This window comes from Pseudomonas sp. G11-1, assembly GCF_024031555.1.
Taxonomy (GTDB): Bacteria; Pseudomonadota; Gammaproteobacteria; order Pseudomonadales; family Pseudomonadaceae; genus Halopseudomonas; species Halopseudomonas bauzanensis.
Map to the genome: position 1 here is coordinate 1,090,465 of NZ_QEYQ01000001.1, position 24,434 is coordinate 1,114,898.

At 62.4% G+C, this 24,434-nt stretch carries 14 protein-coding genes; 3 read left to right on the forward strand and 11 right to left on the reverse strand.

What is annotated here, in order from left to right:
- Positions 1–53: 53 nt before the first annotated feature.
- The 9 genes from gltB to DHB74_RS05085 form a co-directional block, all read right to left on the reverse strand.
- Complete coding sequence (gltB, locus tag DHB74_RS05045) at positions 54–4,502, reverse strand: glutamate synthase large subunit (RefSeq protein ID WP_499160916.1); 4,449 nt, start codon at positions 4,500–4,502, stop codon at positions 54–56.
- Positions 4,503–5,006: 504 nt separating this feature from the next.
- A complete protein-coding gene (locus tag DHB74_RS05050) occupies positions 5,007–6,542 on the reverse strand; it encodes an AAA family ATPase (RefSeq protein WP_169304560.1) in 1,536 nt (511 codons plus the stop codon).
- A 20-nt stretch (positions 6,543–6,562) separates the two neighbouring features.
- Positions 6,563–7,642, reverse strand: a complete 1,080-nt coding sequence (aroB, locus tag DHB74_RS05055; protein ID WP_036990149.1) for a 3-dehydroquinate synthase — start codon at positions 7,640–7,642, stop codon at positions 6,563–6,565.
- A 123-nt stretch (positions 7,643–7,765) separates the two neighbouring features.
- Positions 7,766–8,281, reverse strand: coding sequence for a shikimate kinase AroK (gene aroK, locus DHB74_RS05060; RefSeq protein ID WP_074778663.1), 516 nt, complete (start codon positions 8,279–8,281; stop codon positions 7,766–7,768).
- 5 nt (positions 8,282–8,286) lie between these two features.
- Complete coding sequence (locus DHB74_RS05065; RefSeq protein ID WP_499160917.1) at positions 8,287–10,464, reverse strand: type IV pilus secretin PilQ; 2,178 nt, start codon at positions 10,462–10,464, stop codon at positions 8,287–8,289.
- Between the two features lie 57 nt (positions 10,465–10,521).
- Positions 10,522–11,052 carry a type 4a pilus biogenesis lipoprotein PilP gene (gene pilP / locus DHB74_RS05070; RefSeq protein ID WP_036989112.1) on the reverse strand — a complete coding sequence of 177 codons (531 nt, stop codon included), beginning with the start codon at positions 11,050–11,052 and terminating at the stop codon, positions 10,522–10,524.
- Complete coding sequence (locus DHB74_RS05075) at positions 11,049–11,678, reverse strand: type IV pilus inner membrane component PilO (RefSeq protein WP_499160918.1); 630 nt, start codon at positions 11,676–11,678, stop codon at positions 11,049–11,051. The genes pilP and DHB74_RS05075 overlap by 4 nt, the downstream gene beginning before the upstream one ends.
- A complete protein-coding gene (locus DHB74_RS05080; protein WP_074777496.1) occupies positions 11,675–12,253 on the reverse strand; it encodes a PilN domain-containing protein in 579 nt (192 codons plus the stop codon). Before DHB74_RS05080 ends, DHB74_RS05075 begins: the two co-directional genes overlap by 4 nt.
- Positions 12,253–13,317, reverse strand: a complete 1,065-nt coding sequence (locus DHB74_RS05085; RefSeq protein ID WP_036989108.1) for a pilus assembly protein PilM — start codon at positions 13,315–13,317, stop codon at positions 12,253–12,255. Before DHB74_RS05085 ends, DHB74_RS05080 begins: the two co-directional genes overlap by 1 nt.
- Positions 13,318–13,502: 185 nt before the next feature.
- Here DHB74_RS05085 and DHB74_RS05090 point away from each other — a divergent pair, with 185 nt between their 5' ends.
- From DHB74_RS05090 to DHB74_RS05100, 3 genes are all read left to right on the forward strand, one after another.
- The gene (locus tag DHB74_RS05090) at positions 13,503–15,902 is read left to right on the forward strand and encodes a penicillin-binding protein 1A (RefSeq protein ID WP_499160919.1); all 2,400 of its coding nucleotides are present in this window, start codon (positions 13,503–13,505) and stop codon (positions 15,900–15,902) included.
- Between the two features lie 196 nt (positions 15,903–16,098).
- The gene (locus tag DHB74_RS05095) at positions 16,099–17,790 is read left to right on the forward strand and encodes an AMP-binding protein (RefSeq protein WP_074777492.1); all 1,692 of its coding nucleotides are present in this window, start codon (positions 16,099–16,101) and stop codon (positions 17,788–17,790) included.
- The gene (locus DHB74_RS05100; protein ID WP_499160920.1) at positions 17,790–21,074 is read left to right on the forward strand and encodes an acetyl-CoA carboxylase family protein; all 3,285 of its coding nucleotides are present in this window, start codon (positions 17,790–17,792) and stop codon (positions 21,072–21,074) included. The genes DHB74_RS05095 and DHB74_RS05100 overlap by 1 nt, the downstream gene beginning before the upstream one ends.
- Positions 21,075–21,087: 13 nt before the next feature.
- On the opposite strand, the gene cydC is transcribed toward DHB74_RS05100, so the two are convergent.
- Positions 21,088–22,734: a thiol reductant ABC exporter subunit CydC gene (gene cydC, locus DHB74_RS05105; RefSeq protein WP_499160921.1), complete on the reverse strand. Its 1,647-nt coding sequence runs from the start codon at positions 22,732–22,734 to the stop codon at positions 21,088–21,090.
- Positions 22,727–24,427: a thiol reductant ABC exporter subunit CydD gene (gene cydD / locus DHB74_RS05110; RefSeq protein ID WP_499160922.1), complete on the reverse strand. Its 1,701-nt coding sequence runs from the start codon at positions 24,425–24,427 to the stop codon at positions 22,727–22,729. The genes cydC and cydD overlap by 8 nt, the downstream gene beginning before the upstream one ends.
- Between the last annotated feature and the right edge of the window lie 7 nt (positions 24,428–24,434).

Here is a 24,434-nt window from a genome sequence, read left to right on the forward strand (position 1 = left end):
GCTGCCTGATGTTCCTTGTCGTGGTCGGGCCCAACCGGGCCCGCCGCCGGGAGTTACTGCGGGTTGGCCAAGGTGGTCCGCAACAGCGCGCGCAGGCTCGCTGCCTTCGGCTTGACCAGCCAGAACCGCCGGATGTGGTTGTCCAGATCCTCCAGCACCTCGGCACCCCAGGCACTGCCGGTTTCCGCAACGTACTCGGTCAGCACCTGGGTCAGGTGGCTGCGATAGGCCTCCATGGCTTCGCCGCTGATGCGCTGCAGCTCCACCAGCTCGTGGTTGAGCTTGTCGAAGAAGCTGTTATCCATATCCAGCACGTAGGCGAAGCCGCCGGTCATCCCGGCACCGAAGTTGTAGCCGGTCTTGCCGAGCACGCAGACCATGCCGCCGGTCATGTACTCGCAGCAATGATCCCCGGTGCCCTCGACCACCGCATGGCAACCCGAGTTGCGCACTGCGAAGCGCTCACCGGCCACGCCGGCAGCGAACAGCTTGCCGCCGGTGGCGCCGTACAGGCAGGTGTTACCGATGATCGAACTCTGCTCGGACCGGAAGGTACTGGCCGCCGGCGGTACGATCACCAGCTTGCCGCCGGTCATGCCCTTGCCGACGTAGTCGTTCGCATCGCCCTGCAGATACATATGCAGGCCACCGGCATTCCACACCCCGAAGCTCTGGCCTGCGGTGCCGCTGAAACGGAAGGTGATGGGCGCGCTGCTCATGCCCTGGTTGCCATGTACCCGGGCAATCTCACCGGAGACCCGGGCGCCGATCGAACGGTCGCAGTTGGTCAACGTCAGTTCGTACTCGCCACCGGTAGCGCCCTCAATCGCCGCGCGCGCCATATTCACCATGCCCTCGGCGGTCAGGCCCTTGTCGAAGGGTGCGTTGCCCTGGATCTGGCAATACTGCGGCTTGTCCGCCGGCACCGCGTCGCTATGCAGCAGCGGGCGCAGATCCAGACCCTGCTGCTTGCCGGTCGTACCGGGCAAAATTTCCAGCAAGTCGGTACGGCCGATCAGGTCCTGCAGCTGGCGCACGCCCAGCTTGGCCATCCATTCGCGGGTTTCGGTGGCGACGTAGGTGAAGAAGTTCATCACCATCTGCACCGTGCCGATGTAGTGGTTATCACGCAGGGTCTTGTTCTGCGTAGCCACGCCGGTGGCGCAGTTGTTCAAATGGCAGATACGCAGGTATTTGCAACCCAAGGCGATCATCGGCGCGGTACCGAAGCCGAAACTCTCGGCGCCGAGAATCGCTGCCTTGATCACGTCCAGACCGGTCTTCAGACCGCCATCGGTCTGCACCCGCACCTTGCCACGCAAGTCGTTGCCACGCAGGGTCTGGTGGGCTTCGGACAGGCCCAGCTCCCACGGCGAGCCGGCATATTTGATGGAGGTCAGCGGCGAGGCGCCGGTACCGCCGTCGTAACCGGAAATGGTAATCAGATCAGCATAGGCCTTGGCCACGCCCGCGGCGATGGTGCCCACACCCGGCTCGGCGACCAGCTTCACTGACACCAGCGCCTGGGGATTGACCTGTTTGAGATCGAAGATCAGCTGCGCCAGATCCTCGATCGAGTAGATGTCATGGTGCGGCGGCGGTGAAATCAGGGTCACGCCGGGCACCGCATACCGCAGCCGCGCGATCAGTTCGTTGACCTTGCCACCGGGCAATTGCCCGCCCTCACCCGGCTTGGCGCCCTGGGCCAGCTTGATCTGCAGCACTTCGGCGTTGACCAGATATTCCGGCGTCACCCCGAAACGACCCGAGGCGATCTGCTTGATCTTCGAGGTGCGGATGCTGCCGTAGCGTGCCGGATCCTCCCCGCCCTCGCCGGAGTTGGACCGGGCGCCCAGCCGGTTCATCGCCTCGGCGATGGCCTCATGGGCTTCCGGCGACAATGCGCCGAGGGAAATACCCGCGGAGTCGAAGCGTTTGAACAAGGAGTCCAGCGGCTCGACTTCGGATAGCGGAATGGGCGTCTGATCCTCACGCAGCTGCAGCAGATCCCGCAGCGTCGACACCGGGCGCTGATTGACCAGCGCGGCGTACTCCAGATACTTATCGTAGCTGTCACCCTGCACCGCGTCCTGCAAGGCCCGCACGATGTCCGGATTGTAGGCATGGTACTCGCCGCCAAAAACGAACTTGAGCAACCCGCCCTGCTGGATGGTCTTGCGCGGGTTCCAGGCTTCGCGGGCCAGCAATGCCTGCTCGGCCTGCAGATCGCTGAAACGCGCGCCCTGGATCCGGCTGGGCACGCCCTTGAAGCAAAGATCAACAATCTCATCGGCCAGACCGACCGCTTCGAACAGTTGCGCACCACGGTAGGAGGCGACGGTGGAAATACCCATCTTCGACAGGATTTTCAGCAGCCCCTTGGAAATGCCTTTGCGGTAGCTTTTGAAGACTTCATAGAGATCACCGATGACCTCACCGGTACGAATCAGGTCGGCCAGCACCTCATACGCCAGGTACGGATAGACCGCCGAGGCCCCGAAACCGATCAGCACCGCGAAATGGTGCGGATCGCGGGCGGTAGCAGTGTCCACCAGAATGTTGCAGTCGCAACGCAAACCGGCAGCGATCAGGTGATGATGCACCGCACCGACCGCCAGGGCCGCATGCACCGGCAGTTTGCCCTGCTCGATTGCCCGGTCGCTCAGCACCAGCAGCGTCTTGCCGGCACGTACCGCGGCTTCAGCTTGCTCAGCGATGGCGGCCACAGCGGCACCCAAGGGCACATCGGCAGCCACGTTGAGGTCGATGACCTGATGGGCGAAGCCCGGGCGTTCAAGGTTCATCAGGGTGCGCCATTTAGCCGGCGACACGATCGGGCTGCTGAGGATGGCGCGGTTGGCGTGATCCGGGGTCTCTTCGAAGACGTTACGCTCAGCGCCCAGGCAGGTTTCCAGCGACATGACCACGGCTTCGCGCAACGGATCGATGGCCGGGTTGGTGACCTGGGCGAACTGTTGCCGGAAGTAATCGTAGACCGTACGGACCCGGCTCGACAGCACCGCCATGGGCGTGTCGTCACCCATGGAGCCGACCGCTTCCTGGCCATTCTCACTCAGCGGCCGCAATACCTGATCACGTTCCTCGAAGGTGACCTGGAACATCTTCATATACTGCTGCAGGGCTTCGGATGCGAGGAATTCGTCACGGTTATCCCGGTCATCCAGCGTACCCTGAATGCGCAGGGCATGCTGCTTGAGCCACTTGCGATACGGGTGCCGCGATTTCAACCGGCTATCCACCTCATCGGTGTGCAGCACTTCACCAGTGCGGGTGTCCACGGCCAGAATCTGCCCCGGGCCAACCCGCCCCTTGCTGATGACATCTTCCGGGCGGTAGTCCCAGACGCCGACTTCCGAGGCCAGGGTGATGTAGCCGTTGGCAGTGATCACATAGCGCGCCGGGCGCAAGCCGTTGCGGTCGAGCAGACAGACCGCGTAGCGCCCTTCGGTCAAGACGATACCGGCCGGACCGTCCCAGGCCTCCATATGCATGGAGTTGTATTCATAGAAGGAGCGCAGGTCGGCATCCATGGTTTCCATGTTCTGCCAGGCCGGCGGTACCACCATGCGCACGGCACGGAACAGGTCCATGCCTCCGGCCAGCAGCAGCTCGAGCATGTTGTCCATGCTGGACGAGTCCGAGCCGGTGACATTCACCAGCGGTGCCAGGCTGTCCAGATCGGGCAGCAGATCATTGGTGAATTTGTTGCGTCGGGCATGGGCCCAGTTGCGGTTGGCCGTGATGGTGTTGATTTCACCGTTATGCGCCAACAGGCGGAACGGCTGCGCCAAGGGCCAACGCGGCAGCGTATTGGTCGAGAAGCGCTGGTGGAACACGCTGATCGCAGTTTCCATGCGCGGATCACCAAGCTCGGGAAAGAACTTGTCCAGATCGGCGGGCATCATCAGGCCCTTATAGGAAATCACCTTGGGCGAGAGGCTGCAGATATAGAAGTCCGGATCTTCCTGCAGAGCGATTTCCACCCGGCGGCGGACATAGAACAGCTTGATCGCGAACTGCTGCTCGTCCAGCCCTTCGCCGGAAATGAATAGTTGCTCGATATGGGGTTGGCTACTCAGCGCCAATGGACCCAATACATCCGGCTGTACCGGCACCTGGCGCCAGCCCAGGGATAATAGTTCCTGGTCAGCCAAGGCGGTGGCGAAGGCCTGGTGCGCGCACTGTTGCGCTTGCTCACTGGCGCCACTGAATACCATGCCCACGGCATATTGCTGCGGCAGGCTCACCGCCAGCTCATCCTGGGCAATGGTGCGCATGAAACGATCGGGCATCTGCAGCAGCAAGCCGCAACCGTCACCGGTCTTGCCATCAGCGTTGATGCCGCCGCGATGGGTCATGCAGGTCAGCGCTTCGATGGCGGTTTTCAGCAAATGATGACTGGCCTCGCCTTGCATATGAGCAATCAGACCGAAGCCACAGTTATCCCTGAATTGTTCAGGCTGATATAGACCTGCTTTCATAGACACGCTCTCGTATTTCCTTGAATTTCAGGCACTTGCAGTCTTAATCAGCCACAGAAAGAGCCGATGGACGCTGCAAGGGAGAACTCGATTGTACACACGCGACCTAGGGCCTACAATTATTTTTGCCGCAAAAACATATATAACTGTCGTAAAAATGAATGCATTATTTCCGAGTATGGAAATTTTGAACCAAAGCAGTGCAAGGAATAACTTTCCTGCACCATGAGAGGGCAATATCAGTACAGGGAACGCCGGGAGAGGATCGAACTGAAGTGTCAACTGGGAGCCCAACGCCGCTCACTTGGCCCCGTCATGCTTGGCGCAGACGAGAATGACAGGGTCGAGCACGACAAAGCGCCACTCGAACGGAGCCTGGAATGCCTAAGTGAACGGATTACAGCTGGAAACGGGCTGGCTAGTGATGGAGGCCGGCAAACCGATGCGGTCGGGACCGCTTCCACATGGTGTGGCGTAGTTGCACCACACCATGCAGGGTTGCTGTCAGCGTAGCGACTGCTGGATGCTACCCATGCTGCGTGGCCAGGGATTGAGCTTGCGCAGAGACTCGGGCAACCTCGCCGCGCCCTGTTGCGCCTGGGTACGGCCGGCATAGGCACCTTGAGTCACGACGAACCAGGGTTTGCCTTCATGCACCGTCTCGAAATAACCCAGATCCGCTACGCCTGATTGGGCTCTAATGAAGTCCAGTGCTGCCTGACGCGAACGGCTGCCCAGCACCTGCAAGCTGTACTCGCTGGCCGCACGTTGACGATACCAGCCAGCCTCGTGGTATCCACCGGTGGCTGGTGCAGAGGTAGTGGTCGGTGGCGCGGTCGGCGCGGCCGATTCAGGCTGGGGTCGAGGCTGAGATTGCGGCTGGGGCGCAGGCGCTGCCACTGGCTCTGGCGCCGCAACGACCGCAGGCGCCTCGATGGGCGTCGGCTCTGGCATGGCCATCGGCTCGGGCAGATCATTGGGATCGGCGACGCTGGGCGGCGGTAGTGTTGGCTCGTTACCGCTAGCAATGGCGGGGGTTGCCGGCTCAGCATCCGGATCCTGCAGGATCCGCTCGAGCGGATCTGCAGCATTGTCGCTGGGCATCTGCAATACCGGACCTTCTGCACCGCTCACATCCACAGTGGCAACCTGATCGGGCAGGTTGATGACGGTACGGGTGGCTTCCGGCTCATCACCGCCCATCATCCAGGCGATGGCGACTCCGATACCCACCAGTACCAGCGCGACCAGCGAGCGTAACGGCAGCACCGCGCCCTTGGCCCGGCGCGGCGGCATCGGCCGAGCCGGCTCGATCGCGTCAATCATCACCTGTCTGGCGACCTCGTTGATGTTTCCTGGCCAACCGCCGCTTTGCTGATGGATCTGGGCAATCTGCTCGTCATCCAGCAGCTCGATGCCCTGGCCCGCTGTCTCCAGACGCTGTCCCAGATAATCGCGGGTCTCCTCCAACTCGAAGGGAGCCAGCTCGACAAGTTGCAGCCAGACCCGATCCGCCGGCATATCCACAGTCGCCAGGAGGTCGGCGATGCTTTCATCTGCAAATAGAAAGACTCGTGGCGCGGCTCGCCCGCCGGATTGACTGAGATCGGCCAGCAACTGAATTGCTTCGCTGTCCAGACTATCGGCATCATCCACCACCAGATACAGCTGCAAACCAGTGGCATGCAGCTGTTCCGCGCGCTCGCATAGCGCCCGGGTATCCGCTACGTTCAGCGCCTGGCAGAGGAAACGCGTCAGCGCTGGCGCATCGGCAAAGTCACGCCCCGAGGTGACGATGCATTGCACATTGTCCTTGTTGCAACTGGCAACCAAGGCCTGGCGCAGCAGCGTCTTGCCGGCGCCAGCCGGACCGACCACCACTTGCACCTGCTCGGAGAAATGCGCCATGTGGTGCAACTGTGCCAATACCGGCTTGCGCTTGGGTGTGAAGAAGCGAAATCCCGGCGTGCGCCCAGCGAAAGGATCATGCTGCAACTGGTAATGACTGAGAAAATCCTCTGTTGCGCTCAAGTCGCTCATATCTTCTTCCGGTTGATCAATCATCGGCCAGCCACCGCCAGAACGGCGTGCAGGGCCTGCTTATCGAAATCCGCGGTAACCACCGCCTCGCCCAGACGCTTGAGCAGCACCAGGCGCAATTGCCCATCCAGCACTTTCTTGTCCACGGCCATGAGACGCGTGAAGTCCTCTGCACGCATATCGGCCGGCGGCGCGACCGGTAGCCCGGCGGCAGCAATCAGCTCAATGCAGCGCAGCTCTTCATCTGCAGCCAGCCAGCCGAGCCTGCGCGACAGCTGCAACGCCATGACCATGCCCGCGCCAACCGCTTCGCCGTGCAGCCAGGCCCCGTAACCCTGGTGAGCTTCGATCGCATGACCAAAAGTATGTCCCAGGTTGAGAATGGCCCGGATACCGCCTTCGCGCTCATCCGCCGCCACCACCTCTGCCTTGATCGCGCAGGAGCGGGCAATCGCTTCGGTCACCAATTGCGGATCCAGGGTGCGCAGGGCCGGTATGTTCTGCTCCAGCCAGTCGAGGAAGGCGCTGTCGCGAATCAGGCCGTACTTGATAATCTCCGCCAGCCCGGCACTGATCTCACGGTCCGGCAAGGTGCGCAGACTGTCGGTATCGATAAGCACCGCCTTCGGCTGATAGAAAGCGCCGATCATGTTTTTGCCGGCCGGGTGATTGATGCCGGTCTTGCCACCCACCGAGGAATCCACCTGGGACAGCAGGGTGGTGGGGATCTGAATAAAGTCCACGCCGCGCTGATAGCAGGCAGCAGCGAAGCCTGTCATATCGCCGATTACCCCCCCCCCCAGCGCAATGAGCGTGGTACGGCGGTCGTGCCGGGCAGCGAGCAGAGCGTCGAAAATCTGTTGCAGGGTCGCCCAGTTCTTGAAGGCTTCGCCGGTTGGCAGCACCACCGGTAATACCGCGTAATCGGCCAGAGTGCGGGTCAGGCGTTCGAGATACAGCGGGGCGACGGTGTCATCGGTGACGATACAGACCTGGCGGCCAGCAATATGCGGAGCCAGCAGCTCTACGCGATCAAGCAGGCCACTACCGATATGAATGGGGTAACTACGATCATCGAGATTAACGGTCAATTGCTGCATGAAACTCCCCATAGGATCGGTTGCCCTGAAACCCGCAAGGATACATCAGTCCCGATATCTGCGCATGCAGCCTTCAATGAGAAGCAGTTATCATCAACGCGGGGATGACTAGAGCTGTTGGTACTACTCCGGCTCCTGCTCCAACTGCGTCATGATCGTGTTGACCACCACCTTGGGACCGCGCTGATCGGTATCGATGGTGAGATGGGCGATTTCCCGGTACAACGGATCACGACGGGCCATCAGTTCGCGCAAGACCTTTTCCGGGTCAGCGGTTTGCAGCAGTGGTCGCTGGCGATCCTTGCTGGTGCGTTGCAATTGCTGATCAACGCTGGTGCGTAGATAGACCACCAAACCATTGGCCGCCAGTGCCAAGCGATTGGCCTCGCGCATGACAACACCACCACCAGTGGCAAGAACGATACCTCGCTCCTGCACCAACTCGGCGATCATGGCTTCTTCACGCTGGCGGAATCCCTCTTCCCCTTCCACATCGAAGATCCAGGGAATATCGGCGCCGGTTCTGGCCTCGATTTCCCGGTCCGAATCCTTGAAGGGATACCTGAGCTCTTTGGCGAGCAGGCGCCCGATGGTACTTTTTCCTGCCCCCATCGGGCCTACGAGGAAGACGTTACGCAACACTGTTACCTGGCAAGACTGATAGCTCCATTGTTGATAATGCGCGGAGTCAGGAATACCAGCAGTTCGGTTTTGCTTTCGTAACTCACGTCACGCCGGAAGGCTCTGCCGATAACTGGAAGGTCTCCGAGGAAGGGCACCTTCTCCTGACTCTTCTGCGATTCACTGGAGAATACACCACCGATGACGATAGTTTCACCATCAGCCACCAGAATCTTGGCATTGACTTCGTTCTTGCGGATGGTCGGCACACCATTCACCTCGTTGGTGAAGTCGGGCTCATCCTTGGTCACGATGACTTCCATGATCACCTGGTTGTCCGGCGTGATCTGCGGCGTCACCTCCAGGGACAGCACCGCTTCGGCAAAGGCCGTAGTGGTGGCGCCGCTGGAGCTGGCTTCCTGATAGGGGATTTCCGAGCCCTTGAGGATCTTGGCGGTTTCCTTGTCAGAGGTAACTACCTTGGGCTGGGAAATGATCTCGCCGTTACCAGTGCTTTCCATGGCCGACAGCTGCAAATCGAGGATGGTGTTGTCGGTGATGAAGCCGATACCGATACCCGAGGTAGCACCCAACACGCCCATATCGACGAAGGGGGTATTCAGCGGGATTTCCGGAATGCCGATGAAACCGGCAGTGTTACGAGACGGCACAAAGTTTTCATCGCCAGGGGACCCTTGCGCGTAGGGATCCTCGGCTACGCCCATGTTCGAGCTGCCATCCTGACCGAAGGCGTTGAACCGGCTACCCAGATTCACGTTACCACCCCAACGCACACCCAGCGCCTTGTCGAAGCCGACGTTGGCCTCGACGATGCGCGCCTCGATCATCACCTGACGTACTGGAATATCCAGTTGGGTCACGATACGGCGCAGCTCATCCAGCTTGGCCTGGGTTTCCAGGGCGATGATGCTGTTGGTACGATCATCTACCGTGATCGAACCACGCTGTTCACCCTCGCCAGCGGTGACGGAAGCGAACAAGGTGGCAATATCCGATGCCTTGGCGTAGTTGACCTGAATCAGCTCACGGCGCAGCGGCGCCAGCTCGGCGATCTGCTTCTGCGACTCCAGTTCCTGACGCTCGCGGGCGGCAATTTCTTCGGCCGGCGCGACCAGTAGCACGTTGCCGATCTGCCGCTTGTCCAGACCCTTGGTCTTCAATACCAGGTCCAGCGCCTGATCCCAGGGCACATTCTGCAGTCGCAGGGTGATGCTACCCTGAACGGTATCACTGGCTACCAGATTGAGATCGGTGAAATCGGCGATCAGCTGCAATACCGAGCGCACTTCGATGTCCTGGAAGTTGAGCGACAGTTTTTCGCCAGTATAGGAGAAAGCATCGGCGCGGCGCTGCTCGACCTCGGTCTGGCTCAGCGGCTTGAAGCTGACAATCAGCCGACTGTCAGCCTGATAGACCAGGTGCTCATAGAAACCAGTGGGCTCGATGGAAATGGTGGTATCCTTGCCGGAGGCGCTGGCATTGACGAAATTGACCGGGGTGGCGAAGTCCTTCACATCCAGGCGTACCCGCAGCTCATCGGGCAGGCTGGTATTGGGGAAATTCAACCGTACGCGACCGCCCTGCTCCTGCACATCGACGCGGATCGACGGATCGGACAGATCAACGATGACGTTACCTTCACCCTGCTCGCCACGCTGAAAGTCCAGGCTGCGAATAGCCGGCCCGCTGGTCGCCGCCGCAGGACTGCTCACCGCTGCCTGCCCACTGCTCCGCCAATTGCTGTTACCGGCCTGGGCCGGACCGGCGGCCGGCGTGGCCCCCGCAGCATAGCCGGGCGCCTTGTCAGCGCCGACCAGAATATACAGATCGTTGCCATCGACCCGGGTGGTATAGGGTGCCAGATCTGCCAGGTTGATGATCAGGCGGGTGCGGTCGTTGGCTTCCACTACGGTCAGGCTGCGGGCATTGCCCAGCCCGAGTTCCCGCGAACGCTCGCCCAGCTTGTTCTTGACACCCGGCAAGTCGATGGCAATCCGGGCAGGCTGGTCAATGGTATAGCCTTTGGGTGCGGCCGCCACCGGCTCGTCGAAGGACAGTTTGAGTTCCACCCGTTCCCCAGGCAGCGAGGCCACATCGAGACGTTCAAGGTCGGCCGCAAGCGCCAGCGGACTGAGCAGCGCAAGCACGGCTGCGAATGAAAACTTCCTGGTTAGAGGCATTTGATTGCGTTCCACGCGTGACTGTTTACAGTTCATGTTATCTCTCCCTGGTTGACCTTATCCGCGCTCAGGCAAGCTGAGTGTGCGCGGCCGCTCCAACCAACCACCTTCCCCATCCGGTACTATCTCGACCACATCGACACGACCTTCCTCGATGCTGGTAACCCGGCCGTGGTTACGGCCCAGATAATCACCGACCTTGACCCTGTGAACGCTTCCCGCGCCACGAATGAGTGCCTGCATGCCCTGGTTGTTGCTGAGCACGCCGACCATCTCGAACCCCTCGATATTGAAACCTTCGAGGAACTGCCGGACCCGGTTCTCGTCCGGCTTGATGTCCTGCGAGCCCTTCTGCCGTTGCGTCAGGTCAATACGCACCGGAGGCTGGAAGGGACTGCGCAGGGAGGAGGCACTGTAGGTGAAGGCTTCATAGGGCTTGAACCGGGGCAATGGCTCGATCTTGCCCGCCGGACGCGCCCGGGTCTCTTCCATGAAGACCTGCAAATCACTGAAGTCATTGCCACCACAGCCGCCGAGCAGCAACGCGCCGAGGATGGCCAGACCGGAAACCGGCTTGAACAGGCTCATGGCTGACCTCCCGCATCCGTATCATGATAGCGGTAGGTCCTGGCCAGGATATTCATCTTCAACAGATCGGGGTTGCCCTCGCTGACCGGTGCGATATCGAAGTCATGCAGGGTCACGATACGCGGCAAGCCGGCGACGCTACTGACGAAGGTGGCGATATCATGGTAATTGCCCTGCACCACGATACTGATCGGCAGTTCGATATAGAACTGCTGGGCCACTTCCGGCTGCAGGGTGATGGATTCGAACTCAAGGCCACTGTTCAGGCCCATCTGCGTGATGTCTTCCAGCAGGCCGGGCACCTCGGTGTCGCTAGGCAACTGCTTGAGCAGAGTGCCGAAGCGCTCCTCTATTTCGACCAGTTGCTCCTTGTAGGCTTCCAGGTTGGCGGCCTTGAACGACTTTCCGGCGAATTCGTTACGCAACTTCACTTCTTCGCTCTCGGTACGCTCCAGATTGGCCTGCAGGTCCTTGAGATGGAAGTGGTAGCCGAGAAACAGCAGCACCGCGAATACCAGTGCGCCGACGATCACCTTCAACGCACCGGGCCAGGAGCCCATATTGTTGAAGTCGAGGTCATTGATGTCGACCTTCTTCAGACTTTCCATGGATTGAGCAAAACTCATTGCTGCTGTTCTCCCTCAGCGGCTGGCGCACCCGGCTCGGTCTGGCGGACCGACATCTCGAATACGTTGGCCTGATCCAATGCTCCCTGGGTGACCGCCTTCACGGCGGTCAGGTTCGGCGTAGTCAGCCAGTCGGAGGCATCCATCTGTCGCATGAGATTGGATACCCGGCTGTTCGACTCCGCTCCACCCTTGATGCCGATCACCGCTCCCTTCATGTTGACCGAGGTGAAGTACACGCCATCCGGCAGCGTGCGAGCCATTTCGTCGAACACACGCACGATGATCGGACGATTGCCCTGCAGGTCCTGGATGATCTTCATCCGGTCCAGCAGTTGCGTGCGTCGAGCCTGCAGTTGTTCGATTTCCTTGATACGCCCATCCAGCAGGCTGATTTCCTTGCGCAGGAAGTCATTGCGAGCATTCTGCTGATCGATCTTGCCGTTCAGGTTGCGGTCGCCGAGAAAGACCAGCAGACCGGCAAACAGTACGATAAGCACCAGAATGCTGATGAATTGTTTCTTGCGCTCTTCCCTGAGCTGCTCGCGCCAGGGCAACAGGTTAATGCGAGCCATCAGTCGAAACTCCTCATTGCCAGGCCACAGGCGATCATCAGTGCCGGCGCGTCATTGCTGAGCGCGACCGCATTCACCTTGTTCGACAGAGTCATGTTTGCAAAGGGGTTGGCCACCAGAGTGGTGGTGCCGAGTTTCTGCTGGATCAGTTGATCCAGTCCCGGAATCGAGGCAGTCCCGCCAGCCAGCAGAATGTAGTCGACATCCTGGTACTGACCACCGGCGAAGAAGAACTGCAATGAGCGGGACACCTGCTGCGCCACCGCATCCTTGAACGGTTCCAGCACCTCGCTCTCGTAGTCGTCCGGCAAGCCGCCCTGCTTCTTGGCCCGGCCGGCCTCTTCCTGGGACAGCCCGTAACGGCGCTGGATCTCGTCGGTCAGTTGCTTGCCGCCGAACAGCTGCTCCCGGGTATAGATGGTGCGTCCCTGGCTCAGCACGCTGAGGGTCATCATGGTGGCGCCGATGTCGATCACCGCAATGGTCAGATCGTCGGGATTGCCGTCGAGCTGATCGACTACCAGTTCGCAGGCCCGCTCCATGGCGTAGGCCTCGACCTCGACGACCTTGACGTCCAGCCCGGCCAGCGCCAGTGCGGCTTCGCGGATATCGACGTTCTCCCGACGACAGGCCGCCAGCAATACCTCGACCCGTTCGGGGCTGCGCGGCGAGACGCCCTGCACTTCGAAATCGATGGAGACCTCGTCAAGCGGGTACGGAATATACTGATCCGCCTCAAGCTTGATCTGCTCTTCCATCTCGTCGTCATCGAGGCCGGCATCCATTTCGATGAGTTTGGTAATCACCGCCGAGCCAGCCACGGCGACAGCCGACTGTTTCAGCGAGGAACGCGAACGGGCCAGCACCTTTTCCAGGGTCTGGCCCACGCCTTCGAGTTCGATGATGTTTTTTTCCGCTACAGCGCCGGGTGGGAGCGGTTCAACCGCATAGGCCTCCACCTTGTAGCGGTTCCCTGATCGGCTGAGTTCAAGCAGTTTCACGGTTGTGGAACTGATATCAATACCCAGCAGCGTATTCGCCTTTTTTTTGAATAGCCCTAGCACAGCCAATTTCCTATCAGCATCCGCCACTTACGGGCGGTTTATGTTTTACCGCATTAAATAACAGTCCTTGTCCCAGCGCAAATGGCTAAACGGAAAATAATTCGCTTATAATGCGGACTGTTAACCCGTTCTCAACACCATCTCATATCAACCGTTTCATTTGACAGGGAAATGCTCAATCCCTCATGCGTTTTATAATTTTTCTCTTCTGGTTGCTGGTCGCCGTGGCGAGCGCACCGCTACTGGTCATCAGCGGGGTCGCCCTGTATCTCAGCCCGACATTACCAGACGTAGATACACTGCGTGATGTCAAATTGCAAACCCCTTTGCGCATTTACAGCGCAGATCACAAACTGATCGCCGAATTTGGCGAGATGCGCCGCTTGCCGATCAGTTTCGAGCAGATTCCCCAAGAATTTATCGACGCCATTCTGGCCGCCGAGGATGACAACTTCCTCAACCATCATGGGGTAGATCCCATGAGTCTGCTGCGGGCCACTTCCGAACTGCTGAGCACCGGGCAGATTCAGACGGGCGGTAGCACTATTACCATGCAGGTGGCGAAGAACTATTTCCTCAGCAGCGACCGGGTGTTCTCACGCAAGTTGAACGAGATTCTGCTGGCGTTGCAGATCGAACGCAACCTCAGCAAGCAAGAGATCTTCGAGCTGTACGTGAACAAGATCTACCTGGGCAACCGCGCCTATGGTATCGAGGCGGCCGCCCACGTCTACTATGGCAAGCCCATCGCCGAGCTGCCGCTGGCGCAACTGGCGATGATCGCCGGGCTGCCCAAGGCGCCCTCCGCATACAATCCGGTCGCCAATCCCGAGCGGGCCCGAATTCGTCGCGACTGGATCCTGCAGCGCATGCTGCTTCTGGGTAGCATCGACCAGGCCGCCTATGACGAGGCCGTTGCCTCGCCCATCATCGCCCGCAACCATGGTGCCAACCCAGAGATGGAAGCGCCATATGTCGCCGAGATGGCGCGGCTGGAGATGCTCGAACGGTTCGGCACTGCGGCCTACATCGACGGCTACCATGTCTACACCTCGGTCGACAGTCGCTTGCAGACGCTGGCCAACCAATCCCTGCGCGCCGGCCTGATGACCTATGATCAGCGCCACGGCTACCGCGGCCCGGAAGCCCGCCACCCGGATGCCACTCCCGAACAACTGATCGACCTGCTCAAGCCCCACCGCAGCATGGGCGGGCTGCGTCCGGCCATCGTTAGCGACGTGGGCGCGGACACCGTCAGCATCCTGCTGCGTAACGGTGACAGCGGCACCATCGCCTGGGAAGCCATGCGCTGGGCCCGTCCTTACCTGAGCGCCAACAGCATGGGACCGAACCCGAGCAAACCGGCCGATGTGTTGCAGCGCGGCGACCTTATTCGGGTACAGCCGGCCGAGCAGGACGGTCAGTACAAACTGGCGCAGATACCCCAAGCACAGAGCGCCCTGGTGGTGCTCTCGCCGGAAACCGGTGCCATTCAGGCGCTGACCGGCGGCTTTTCCTTCGTGCAGAGCAATTACAACCGCGTAACCCAGGCGCGCCGCCAGCCGGGCTCTTCGTTCAAGCCGTTCCTCTACAGCGCGGCGCTGGACCATGGCTATACTCCCGCCAGCCTGGTCAATGACGCCCCGCTGGTCTTCAATGATGGCAATCAGCGCGACGATTGGCGGCCCCGCAATTCCAGCGGCGACTTCCTCGGCCCGATCCGCCTGCGCGAAGCCTTCTACCGCTCGCGCAATCTGGTTTCAATTCGCCTGATGCAAGACATCGGCGTGGACCAGTCGCTGACCTATATGGAGCGCTTCGGTTTCAGCCGCGAAGAACTGCCGCGCAACCTGTCCGCCTCGCTGGGCACCCCGGAACTCACGCCGCTGCAGATTGCCACCGGCTATGCCGTCTTCGCCAATGGCGGTCATGCAGTCCGGCCCTGGCTGATCGAGCGTATTGAAAGTGCCGAACATCAGGTAATCGACTTTGCCCGTCCGGCAGTCATTCCCCGGGCGGTGGATTCCGAACAGCAGCGCATTGATGCCTATATCGGTTTGACGCCAGGTGAAGTACCGCCCGAGGCTCGCGTGGCCGAACAGGTAATCGATCCGCGCACCACCTATCAGCTCACCAGCATGCTCAAGGACGTGATCAACCGCGGCACAGGCTCCCGCGCCCGCTCGCTGCAGCGCAGCGACCTGGGTGGCAAGACCGGCACCACCAATGAGCAGAAGGATGGCTGGTTCGCCGGCTTCAATGGCGATCATGTAGCCACTGTCTGGGTCGGTTTTGATCAGCCCTCGACCCTGGGTCGGCGCGAATACGGCGGCACCACTGCACTGCCCATCTGGATGGAGTTCATGGCCGGCGCCCTGGAAGGCCAGCCCGAGCATGATCTGGAGCAACCCGAAGGCCTGGTCGTCACCCGGGTCGACCCGCTGACCGGGCGTAGCGCCCGGCCCGGTACCCCGGGCGCCTACCTGGAAATATTCAAGGAAGAAGATGTCCCGCCGCCAGCCAGTGAGCTGGACTCCGGTGGCTTCAGCAGCGACGGTGGCATCACCCCGTTGGAACTGTTCTAACCGCTGGTGCAGGGCAGCACCACATCTTATTGGTGAGAGCGGCCAAGGCCGCTCTCACCAAAACCCGCAGCGTCATGCCAGCGCTCACCATAAACATCGGTACTGCCCCGCCATTCGCCGTGGCAAGCATGCTGCTTTTCCTGCCGAACCGCTCTACTCTGACCTGCCACCAACAATAACAAGGCAGGTGTCGATCATGCATGAGCGAGACTATCTGGAGCAGCTTCGCGACCTACAGCGCCAGGCCTGGCCCGCCGGCCATGCCAGCGAACCGCAGTACCCGCTGGGTCAGCGCCCGCTTACGCATTATCTGCAGCACTGGGCGCAGGCGACCCCGAACAAGCCCGCCGTACGCTTCTATGGTCATGACCTCAGCTATGCCGAGCTGCATGAGCTAAGCGACCGCTTCGCTGCGCTGCTGTTGGATCAGGGCGTGCAAGCCGGGGATCGCGTCGCCGTATACATGCCCAACTGTCCGCAACTGCATGTCGTCTTCTACGGGATTCTCAAAGCCGGCGCCATTCACGCTCCGGTCAGTCCCATGGCCACGGCGACAGAGTTGGCCTACCAACTGAAGGACTGCGGTGCCAGCGTCATGGTGTGCTTTGATCAATTGCTGCCAGTGGTGCGCGCCGCGTCTGGTGAAACTGCGCTGCGCGTGCTGATCAGCACCAGTCTGGCGGAAGTCTGTCCCGCCGAGCCGCCTTTCGCCATACCTGAATTGCTGCAAACGCCGAAACTGGCCGTTACCGACAGTATCGACCTGCTGCCAGCCCTGGCGGCCACCGAGCCCAGAGCAGATCTGCCTGAACCGGCACTCGACGATATCGCCGCGCTCAATTACACCGGCGGCACCACCGGCCTGCCCAAGGGCTGCATCCACACCCATGGCGACATGCTCTATACCTGCGCCAGCTTTCTGCCCGCCGCGCTGGGCTTGGATAGCGAACGCGTGACCCTGAACTTCATGCCCGAATTCTGGATTGCCGGAGAAAACTCCGGGCTGCTGTTCCCGGTATTCGGCGGGACTACCCTGGTGTTGCTGGCGCGCTGGGATGCGCTGGCGTTCATGGGCGCGGTGCAGCACTACCAGGTCAGTCATGGCAGCCTGCTGGTCGACAGCGCGGCGGAAGTCCTCGATCACCCGCAGCGGCATGAGTTCGATCTCAGTTCGCTGGAAGTCACCAGCTGCGTGTCCTTCATCAAGAAGCTGACCCCCGAATACCGGCGCCGCTGGCGCGAGCTGACCGGCTGTACCCTGTTCGAGACCAGCTTCGGCATGACCGAAACCCATACCTGCGACACCTTTACCGCCGGGTTGCAGGAAGATGATTTCGATCTGCGCTCGGCACCGACCTTCGTCGGCCTGCCGGTGCCCGGCACCGAGTTCAAGGTGTGCGATTTCGACAGCGGCACGCTGCTGCCACTGGGCAGCGAGGGCGAGCTGTGCGTGCGCTCTCCGTCCTTGTTCAAGGGCTACTGGAATAAACCCGAGGCCAGCGCCGAGGCCCTGCGCAATGGCTGGCTGCATACCGGTGACAGCGGCGTGATCACCGAGCAGGGCTTTATCCGTTACCTGGGTCGGCGCAAGGAGATGCTCAAGGTCAATGGCATGAGTGTGTTCCCCAGCGAGCTGGAAGCCATGCTCGGCCAGCATCCGGGCATTCTCGCTTCGGCGGTGATCGGGCGACCGGACGAACAGCGCGGCGAGACGCCGCTGGCCTTTGTCATCGCTCGGCCCGGCAGTGGCCTGACCGCTGACCAACTGCGCGACTGGTGCCGCCAGACCATGGCCGTGTACAAGGTGCCAGAGGTGCGGCTGGTGGATACCCTGCCCATGACCGCCACCGGCAAGGTGAAGAAGAACGAACTACAGGAATGGATCTGATGCCTTTCAAACGTCTGCTGATTGCCAACCGCGGCGAAATCGCCATTCGCCTGGCCCGGGCCGCAGCCGAGCTGGATATCCCCAGCCTGGCGGTCTATGCCGAAGACGATGCCCAGTCGCTGCATGTACGCAAGGCCGATACCGCGGTGGCGCTGCGCGGCCGGGGCGCCGCAGCCTATCTGGATCATCGGCAACTGATCGATATCGCCCGGGACCATGACTGCGATGCCATCCATCCGGGCTACGGCTTTCTCAGCGAGAATGCCGATTTCGCCCGCGCTTGCACCGAGGCAGGCATTACCTTTATCGGCCCGGATGCCGAGGTGCTGGACCTGTTCGGTGACAAGGCCAGCGCCCGGCGCCTGGCAGTCCAGCATGATGTACCGCTGGTCCTGGGAACCAACCAGGCGACCAGTCTGGAGCAGGCGCAGGCCTTCATGGCCGGGCTGCCGGCAGGCTCGGCGGTCATGCTCAAGGCCCTGGCCGGCGGTGGCGGGCGTGGCATGCGTGCGGTGCACTCCATCGGAGAACTGGAGCAGGCCTTCGCTCGCTGCAGCTCCGAGGCTCGCGCGGCCTTCGGCAATGGCGACCTCTATATCGAACGGCTGATCCGCCACGCCCGCCATATCGAGGTGCAGATTATCGGCGATGGTCATGCGGTCAGTCATTTGTGGGAGCGCGACTGCACCCTGCAACGGCGCAATCAGAAACTGTTGGAAGTAGCTCCCGCGCCGGGGCTCGACCCGCTGCTGCGCGAGCGGCTGCTGGCCGCTGCCGTGACGCTGACCGCCGCCGTGGGTTATCGCGGCCTGTGTACCGTCGAGTTCCTGGTGGACGAGGACAGCGGCGATTTCGTGTTCATGGAAGCCAACCCGCGCATCCAGGTCGAGCACACCGTCACCGAAGCGGTGACCGGGCTGGATCTGGCGCAACTGCAGATCCGTCTGGCCGCGGGCGCCAGCCTCGCCGAGTTGAATCTGGAGCAATCACGCATAGCGCCACCCCGGGGCTACGCGGTGCAATTGCGCATCAATCTGGAGACTATGCAATCCGACGGCAGCGCCACCCCCAGCGGCGGCACCCTGACGGCCTATGAGCCACCCGGTGGTCATGGCGTACGCGTCGATGGCTACGGTTACAGCGGCTACACCACCAACCCGGCCTTCGACTCACTGCTGGCCAAGCTGATCGTGCAGGGCGAGGGAGATTATCCCAGCGTCCTGCGCCGCGCCTATCGCGCGCTATGCGAATTCCGGCTGGAGGGCGTGGACAGCAACCGGGCTTTCCTGCAGAACCTGCTGCTGCACCCAGAGGTGCAGGGCAACCAGGTCACCACCGGCTTCATCGAAGCCAATGCCGCCGCGTTGGTTGGCACCACCGATCAACCGCATCCCCAATTGCATGCCAACGGCAACGCCGAGGCGCGGCAGTCTGGCCCAGCCGAAGCCGCCGCACCGGCCGGCAGCGAGCCGCTGAAGGCGCCGGTCCAGGGTGTGCTGGTGAGTCTGGCGGTCCAGCCGGGTGAACAGGTCCGCGCTGGCCAACAGCTGGCGGTGATGGAATCGATGAAGATGGAATTCGAGGTCAAGGCCGAGTGCAGCGGCATCATCCGTGCCCTGGCCGCCAGCCCCGGTGACAACCTGTTTGCGGGCAACCCGCTGCTGTTTATCGAGCCGACCGGCACAGCAGGCGCGGAACAGCTCAACGAAGAACAGATCGATCTGCAGCATATCCGCGCCGACCTGCAGGAGGTTCTTGAGCGCCGCACCGGACTGACCGATGCCGAGCGCCCCGAGGCGGTTGCCAAGCGCCGCAAGACCGGGCAGCGCACAGCCCGTGAGAACCTGGCCGAGCTGCTCGATGATGGCAGTTTCATGGAATACGGCGGTTTCGCCCTGGCCGCCCAACGTACCCGCCGCAGCCACGAAGACCTGCTGAAGATGAGCCCCGCCGACGGCCTTATCGCCGGCATCGGCACGGTGAACGCTGAACTGTTCGGCGCTGAAACCGCCCGCTGCATGGCCATGAGTTACGACTATACGGTCTTCGCTGGCACCCAGGGCGTAATGAACCACAAGAAGACCGACCGCATGCTGGAGCTCGCCGAGCAATGGCGGCTGCCGCTGGTGTTCTTCACCGAGGGCGGTGGCGGCCGACCGGGGGATGTGGACAAGGTCGGCGTGGCCGGCTTGGATTGCACCACCTTCATGCGCATGGCCCGGCTCAGCGGCCAGGTACCGCTGGTTGGCGTGGTGTCGGGGCGCTGCTTCGCCGGTAACGCCGCATTGCTCGGCTGCTGCGATGTGATCATCGCCACCGAGAACGCGACTATCGGCATGGCTGGCCCGGCGATGATCGAGGGCGGGGGCCTTGGCAGCTATACCCCGGAACAGGTCGGACCAACCAGCGTACAGGCACCCAACGGGGTGATCGATGTACTGGTGAAAGACGAAGCCGAAGCGACCCGGGTCGCCAAGCAATACCTGTCCTATTTCCAGGGCGATCTGGCGGCGGACGATTGCGCCGACCAGCGGCGGCTGCGCCACCTGATTCCCGAGAATCGCCTGCGTGTCTATGACATCCGCCAGGTCATCGAGGCGCTGGCCGATACCGGCTCGGTGCTGGAGATCCGCCGGCAGTTCGCGCCGGGCATGATCACCGCGCTGGTCCGCGTCGGCGGCAAGCCCTTTGGGCTGATCGCCAATAACCCCATGTACCTGGGCGGCGCCATCGATGCGGAAGCCGGGGACAAGGCCGCACGCTTCATGCAGCTGTGCCAGGCGCACGGGCTGCCGATGGTATCGCTGTGCGACACGCCCGGCTTCATGGTCGGCCCGGAGGCGGAGCAGCAGGGCACGGTGCGCCACGTGTCGCGGATGTTCGTCACCGCCGCCAGCCTGAGTATTCCGTTCTTCACCGTAGTGCTGCGCAAGGGCTACGGCCTCGGCGCCCAGGCCATGGCCGCCGGCAGCTTTCACGCGCCCATGTTCACCATCGGCTGGCCGAGCAGCGAGTTCGGCGCCATGGGCCTGGAGGGCGCGGTGCGGTTGGGCTTTGCCAAGGAACTGGCAGCGCTGGACGATCCCGCAGCTCAGCAGGCGTTATTCGACAAGCTAGTGGGCGAGCTGTATGCCCGCGGCAAGGGCCTGAGCATGGCCAGCTTCCTGGAAATCGACGCGGTCATCGACCCGGCGGAAACCCGGGACTGGTTGTTGCGCGGGTTGAGTTCAGCGCCGCCGGAGTCGCTGCAGCGCGGCACCCGGCCGTTTGTAGACACCTGGTAACAGCTACCTGCGGTCAACCATCACCAACAGGCAGAACCCGTAGCCGATCAGCCATGATCGGCTGATGGCTGGCAATGACCAGCAAGCCCTGCGCCTGGCGCCGCACCAGCGCTGCCATCACCTGTTCACGGGTGGTGGCATCCAGCCCGGCGAAGGGTTCGTCGAGCAGCAGTACCGGCCGCTCGGCCAGCAGCAACCGCGCCAGGGCAATGCGCCGCGCCTGCCCGCCGGACACCGCCGAACCCAGCTCCCCGGGCTGCAGCTGCAATTGCTGCGGATGTGCCCTGGCCCAATCCGCCAGCGCCACGTCCGTCAGCGCCTGCCACAACTGCTCATCGCTGGCCTGTGGGTTACCCAGGCGCAGGTTGGCGGCCAGTGACAGGTTGAAGATATCGATATCCTGCGGCAGGTAGCCGATCACTTGACGCACATCCCAATGCAGCAGTGGCTGGTCATTGAGCCGGCACTCACCGCTGGATGGCAGTTGCTCGCCGGCCAGTAGCTGCAGCAGGGTTGACTTGCCGCCACCGGACGGGCCCTGCAACAGCAACGTCTCGCCCTGCTCCAGTTGCAAATGAATATTGTCCGGGCCATTCAGCGCACCGGGCCAGCGGGCGGTAACGGCATGCAGCTGCAACCTCCACGGCCCTTCAGGGCGCGGACGTGACGGCTCCTGCTGCGGTGCATCACCGGCCAGACTGTTGAGTCGATCCCGCGCCGCCTGGCTCAGGCCCAGGGCAACGAAGCTGCCGGCCAGCGGCAGCAGCGCCTCGCTCAGCCCCAGCAATGTCAGCAGCACCGCCAGCAACAACGGCACCGACACTGCCGCCTCGCTGATCAGCGGCCAGCCTTGCCACAGCAGCGCCAACAGGCTGGCGGCCAACGCCCATTGCTGCAGCAGCGCGATGCGGCTGCTCAGCCGCTGCTGGCGATCCTGGCGTTGCAGATGCGCGCGGTCCTGCCCGGCAAAGGCGGCGCTGCGCTCACCCCAGCGTTGCCAGATCAACAACGGGGTCAGCAGCTCCAGGCTATCGAGCAGAAACTCCCGCCGCTGCTCGGCATGGGCGACCTCTTCACGCGCCAGCCGTCCGCCCTGCCAGTATCCCAGCCAGGGTGACAGCCAGGCCAGCAGCAGCCCGGGCAACGTCACCAGCAACAACCCCGGGCTCAGCAACGCCAGCCAGAGCAACAGCAACCCCAGCAGCAGACTGGCCCAGGCCCAGGGCAGCACCACGCGCAGGGGGAATTGATCCAGCAAATCGATATCCGCCACCAGCCGGTGCATGGCACCCGGGGTGCGCAGCGGCAGGCGTCGAGCCTGGGTGATTCGCCGGAACAGACGGCTGCGCAGGTCCCGCAGCAGACCCAGGGCAGCATGGTGCGACGCCAGCCGCTCGGTATAGCGGCCTACGGTGCGGGTCAGCGCCAGCAGTCGAATAACCGCAGCCGGGCGGAAGATATCGAAGCCGTGTCCGGCACTGGCACCGGCAAGCGCCAGGCCTGCCAGCGCCGCAGCGCTGATAAACCAGCCGGACACCGCCAGCAACGCGATGGCGGAAAACAGCGTGATGAAACCCAGCACGCCAGCCACCCACCAACCACCCAGGCGACTGTTGAGCAGGCTGCGCAGACGCACCGCCGGTTGATGCTGTTCAGCCATGTTCACCTTCCTGCAATTCCACCTGCCGATCCAGCCAGTCCAGCCCCACCGTCTCATGACTGACCAGCAAAACCGTACGGCCGCGGCTGAGCCGCTCCAGCAACCTGCCGATCAGCTCGGCGGTTTGCGGGTCCAGATGTGCTAGGGGTTCATCCAGCAGCCAGACCCAGGTATCACGCAATAACAGCCGGGCCAGGGCCAGACGGCTGAGCTGGCCACCGGACAGCCCCAGCCCGCGCTCGCCCAGCGGCGTTGCCAGTTGCAGGGGCAATTGCCGCAGCAGGGGCCACAGGTCGACCTCCTGCAACGCAGCAATCAGCTGTTGGTCGCTGGCGCCGGGCGCCGCGAGGCGCAGATTGTCTGCCAGCGTGCCGGGAATCAGCTCCGGTTGCTGGGCCAGAAAGCCCACATGACGATGCCAGTCGCTGCGCCGCACGACATCCAGCGGCAGGTCATCGATCAGTACCTCACCGGTATGGGGCAGAAACCCCAGCAGTACATGCAGCAGGGTCGATTTGCCACTGCCACTAGGCCCACGCAACCAGACCCGTTCACCCGCGGCCAGACGCAGATCCAGCGGGCGCAGGCGCGCTGCGGCGCCGGGCAGATCGACACCGACGCTGCGACAATCAATGACCGGGGCCTGCTGGAGCTGCAAGGGCTCCGTGCCCGGATGCTGCCACAGCTCAAGCTTCAGCAACGGCAGCAATTCGGCGAGCGCGCCCTCGGCTTCGGCTCGCGCATGGTAATCGCTGCCCAGCTGCCGCAGCGGTGCATAGAACTCCGGCGCCAGCAGCAGGATAAACAGGGCGCCCTGATAAGGCACCGGAATCTCGCCCTGGGCCCAGGGCAGCATGCCCAGCAGGCCCATGCCCAGATAGAGCGCCACCATGGCGATGGCGATCGAGGCGAACAGTTCCAGCACCGCGCCGGACAAGAACGCCATGCGCAGCACGCGCATGGTGCGGCTGCGGTAATCCTCGGCGGCCTGCTCCACCGCCAGCTGCGCCCTATCCAGCGCCTGCAGATGACGCAGGGTCGCCATGCCGCGGAGCAGATCGAGAAAACGCCCGCTCATCTGTCCCAGCGCCACGAACTGGCGCTGGCTGGCGTTCGCCGCCGCCTGGCCCAACAGCACCATGAACAGCGGCACCAGCGGCGCCGTCGCCAGCAGCAAGGCGGCAGCCAGCAGACTGTGCCAGGCGGTGGCCAACAACAGCAGCAGCGGGACGATGACCACCAATTGGCGCTGGACCTGATAACGGCTGACATAGCCATCCAGCGCATCCACCTGCTCCAGCAGACGGCTGCCCAGCTCGGCATCGGCGCCGAGCCCACGCCGCGCCGGCCCGAGCATCGCCAACCGCTGCAGCAATTGTTCGCGCAGCGCCTGGCGCACCCGCAGGCTGACCCGCTGCGACAGGCGTTCGCGGCCGTATTGCAGCCATGGGCGGAGGATAAAGCAGAGCGGCAGCCCGACCAGCCACGGCCACCAGAGGGAGGAGTCGAAGCTGGCCAAGTTGCCTGCCTGCCAGGCGAGCAGCCAGTGGCTGAACAGGCTGGCCAGCAACCAGCTCTGCAGGATGAACAACCCGGCCGCCGCGACGGCCAGCGCCAGCGCCGCATTCAGCAAGCGCTGTTGCGGCGCCAGCAGCCAACGGAGCCAGCTTTTTGTCTCGGCGGGGTCAGACACCGGCGCA

What these genes read in the sequence shown, in the direction of transcription:
- gltB (WP_499160916.1), bottom strand. Translation starts at nt 4,502, where the DNA reads ATGAAAGCAGGTCTATATCAGCCTGAACAATTCAGGGATAACTGTGGC.
- DHB74_RS05050 (WP_169304560.1), bottom strand. Translation starts at nt 6,542, where the DNA reads ATGAGCGACTTGAGCGCAACAGAGGATTTTCTCAGTCATTACCAGTTG.
- aroB (WP_036990149.1), bottom strand. Translation starts at nt 7,642, where the DNA reads ATGCAGCAATTGACCGTTAATCTCGATGATCGTAGTTACCCCATTCAT.
- DHB74_RS05065 (WP_499160917.1), bottom strand. Translation starts at nt 10,464, where the DNA reads ATGCCTCTAACCAGGAAGTTTTCATTCGCAGCCGTGCTTGCGCTGCTC.
- pilP (WP_036989112.1), bottom strand. Translation starts at nt 11,052, where the DNA reads ATGAGCCTGTTCAAGCCGGTTTCCGGTCTGGCCATCCTCGGCGCGTTG.
- DHB74_RS05075 (WP_499160918.1), bottom strand. Translation starts at nt 11,678, where the DNA reads ATGAGTTTTGCTCAATCCATGGAAAGTCTGAAGAAGGTCGACATCAAT.
- DHB74_RS05080 (WP_074777496.1), bottom strand. Translation starts at nt 12,253, where the DNA reads ATGGCTCGCATTAACCTGTTGCCCTGGCGCGAGCAGCTCAGGGAAGAG.
- DHB74_RS05090 (WP_499160919.1), top strand. Translation starts at nt 13,503, where the DNA reads ATGCGTTTTATAATTTTTCTCTTCTGGTTGCTGGTCGCCGTGGCGAGC.
- DHB74_RS05095 (WP_074777492.1), top strand. Translation starts at nt 16,099, where the DNA reads ATGCATGAGCGAGACTATCTGGAGCAGCTTCGCGACCTACAGCGCCAG.
- DHB74_RS05100 (WP_499160920.1), top strand. Translation starts at nt 17,790, where the DNA reads ATGCCTTTCAAACGTCTGCTGATTGCCAACCGCGGCGAAATCGCCATT.
- cydC (WP_499160921.1), bottom strand. Translation starts at nt 22,734, where the DNA reads ATGGCTGAACAGCATCAACCGGCGGTGCGTCTGCGCAGCCTGCTCAAC.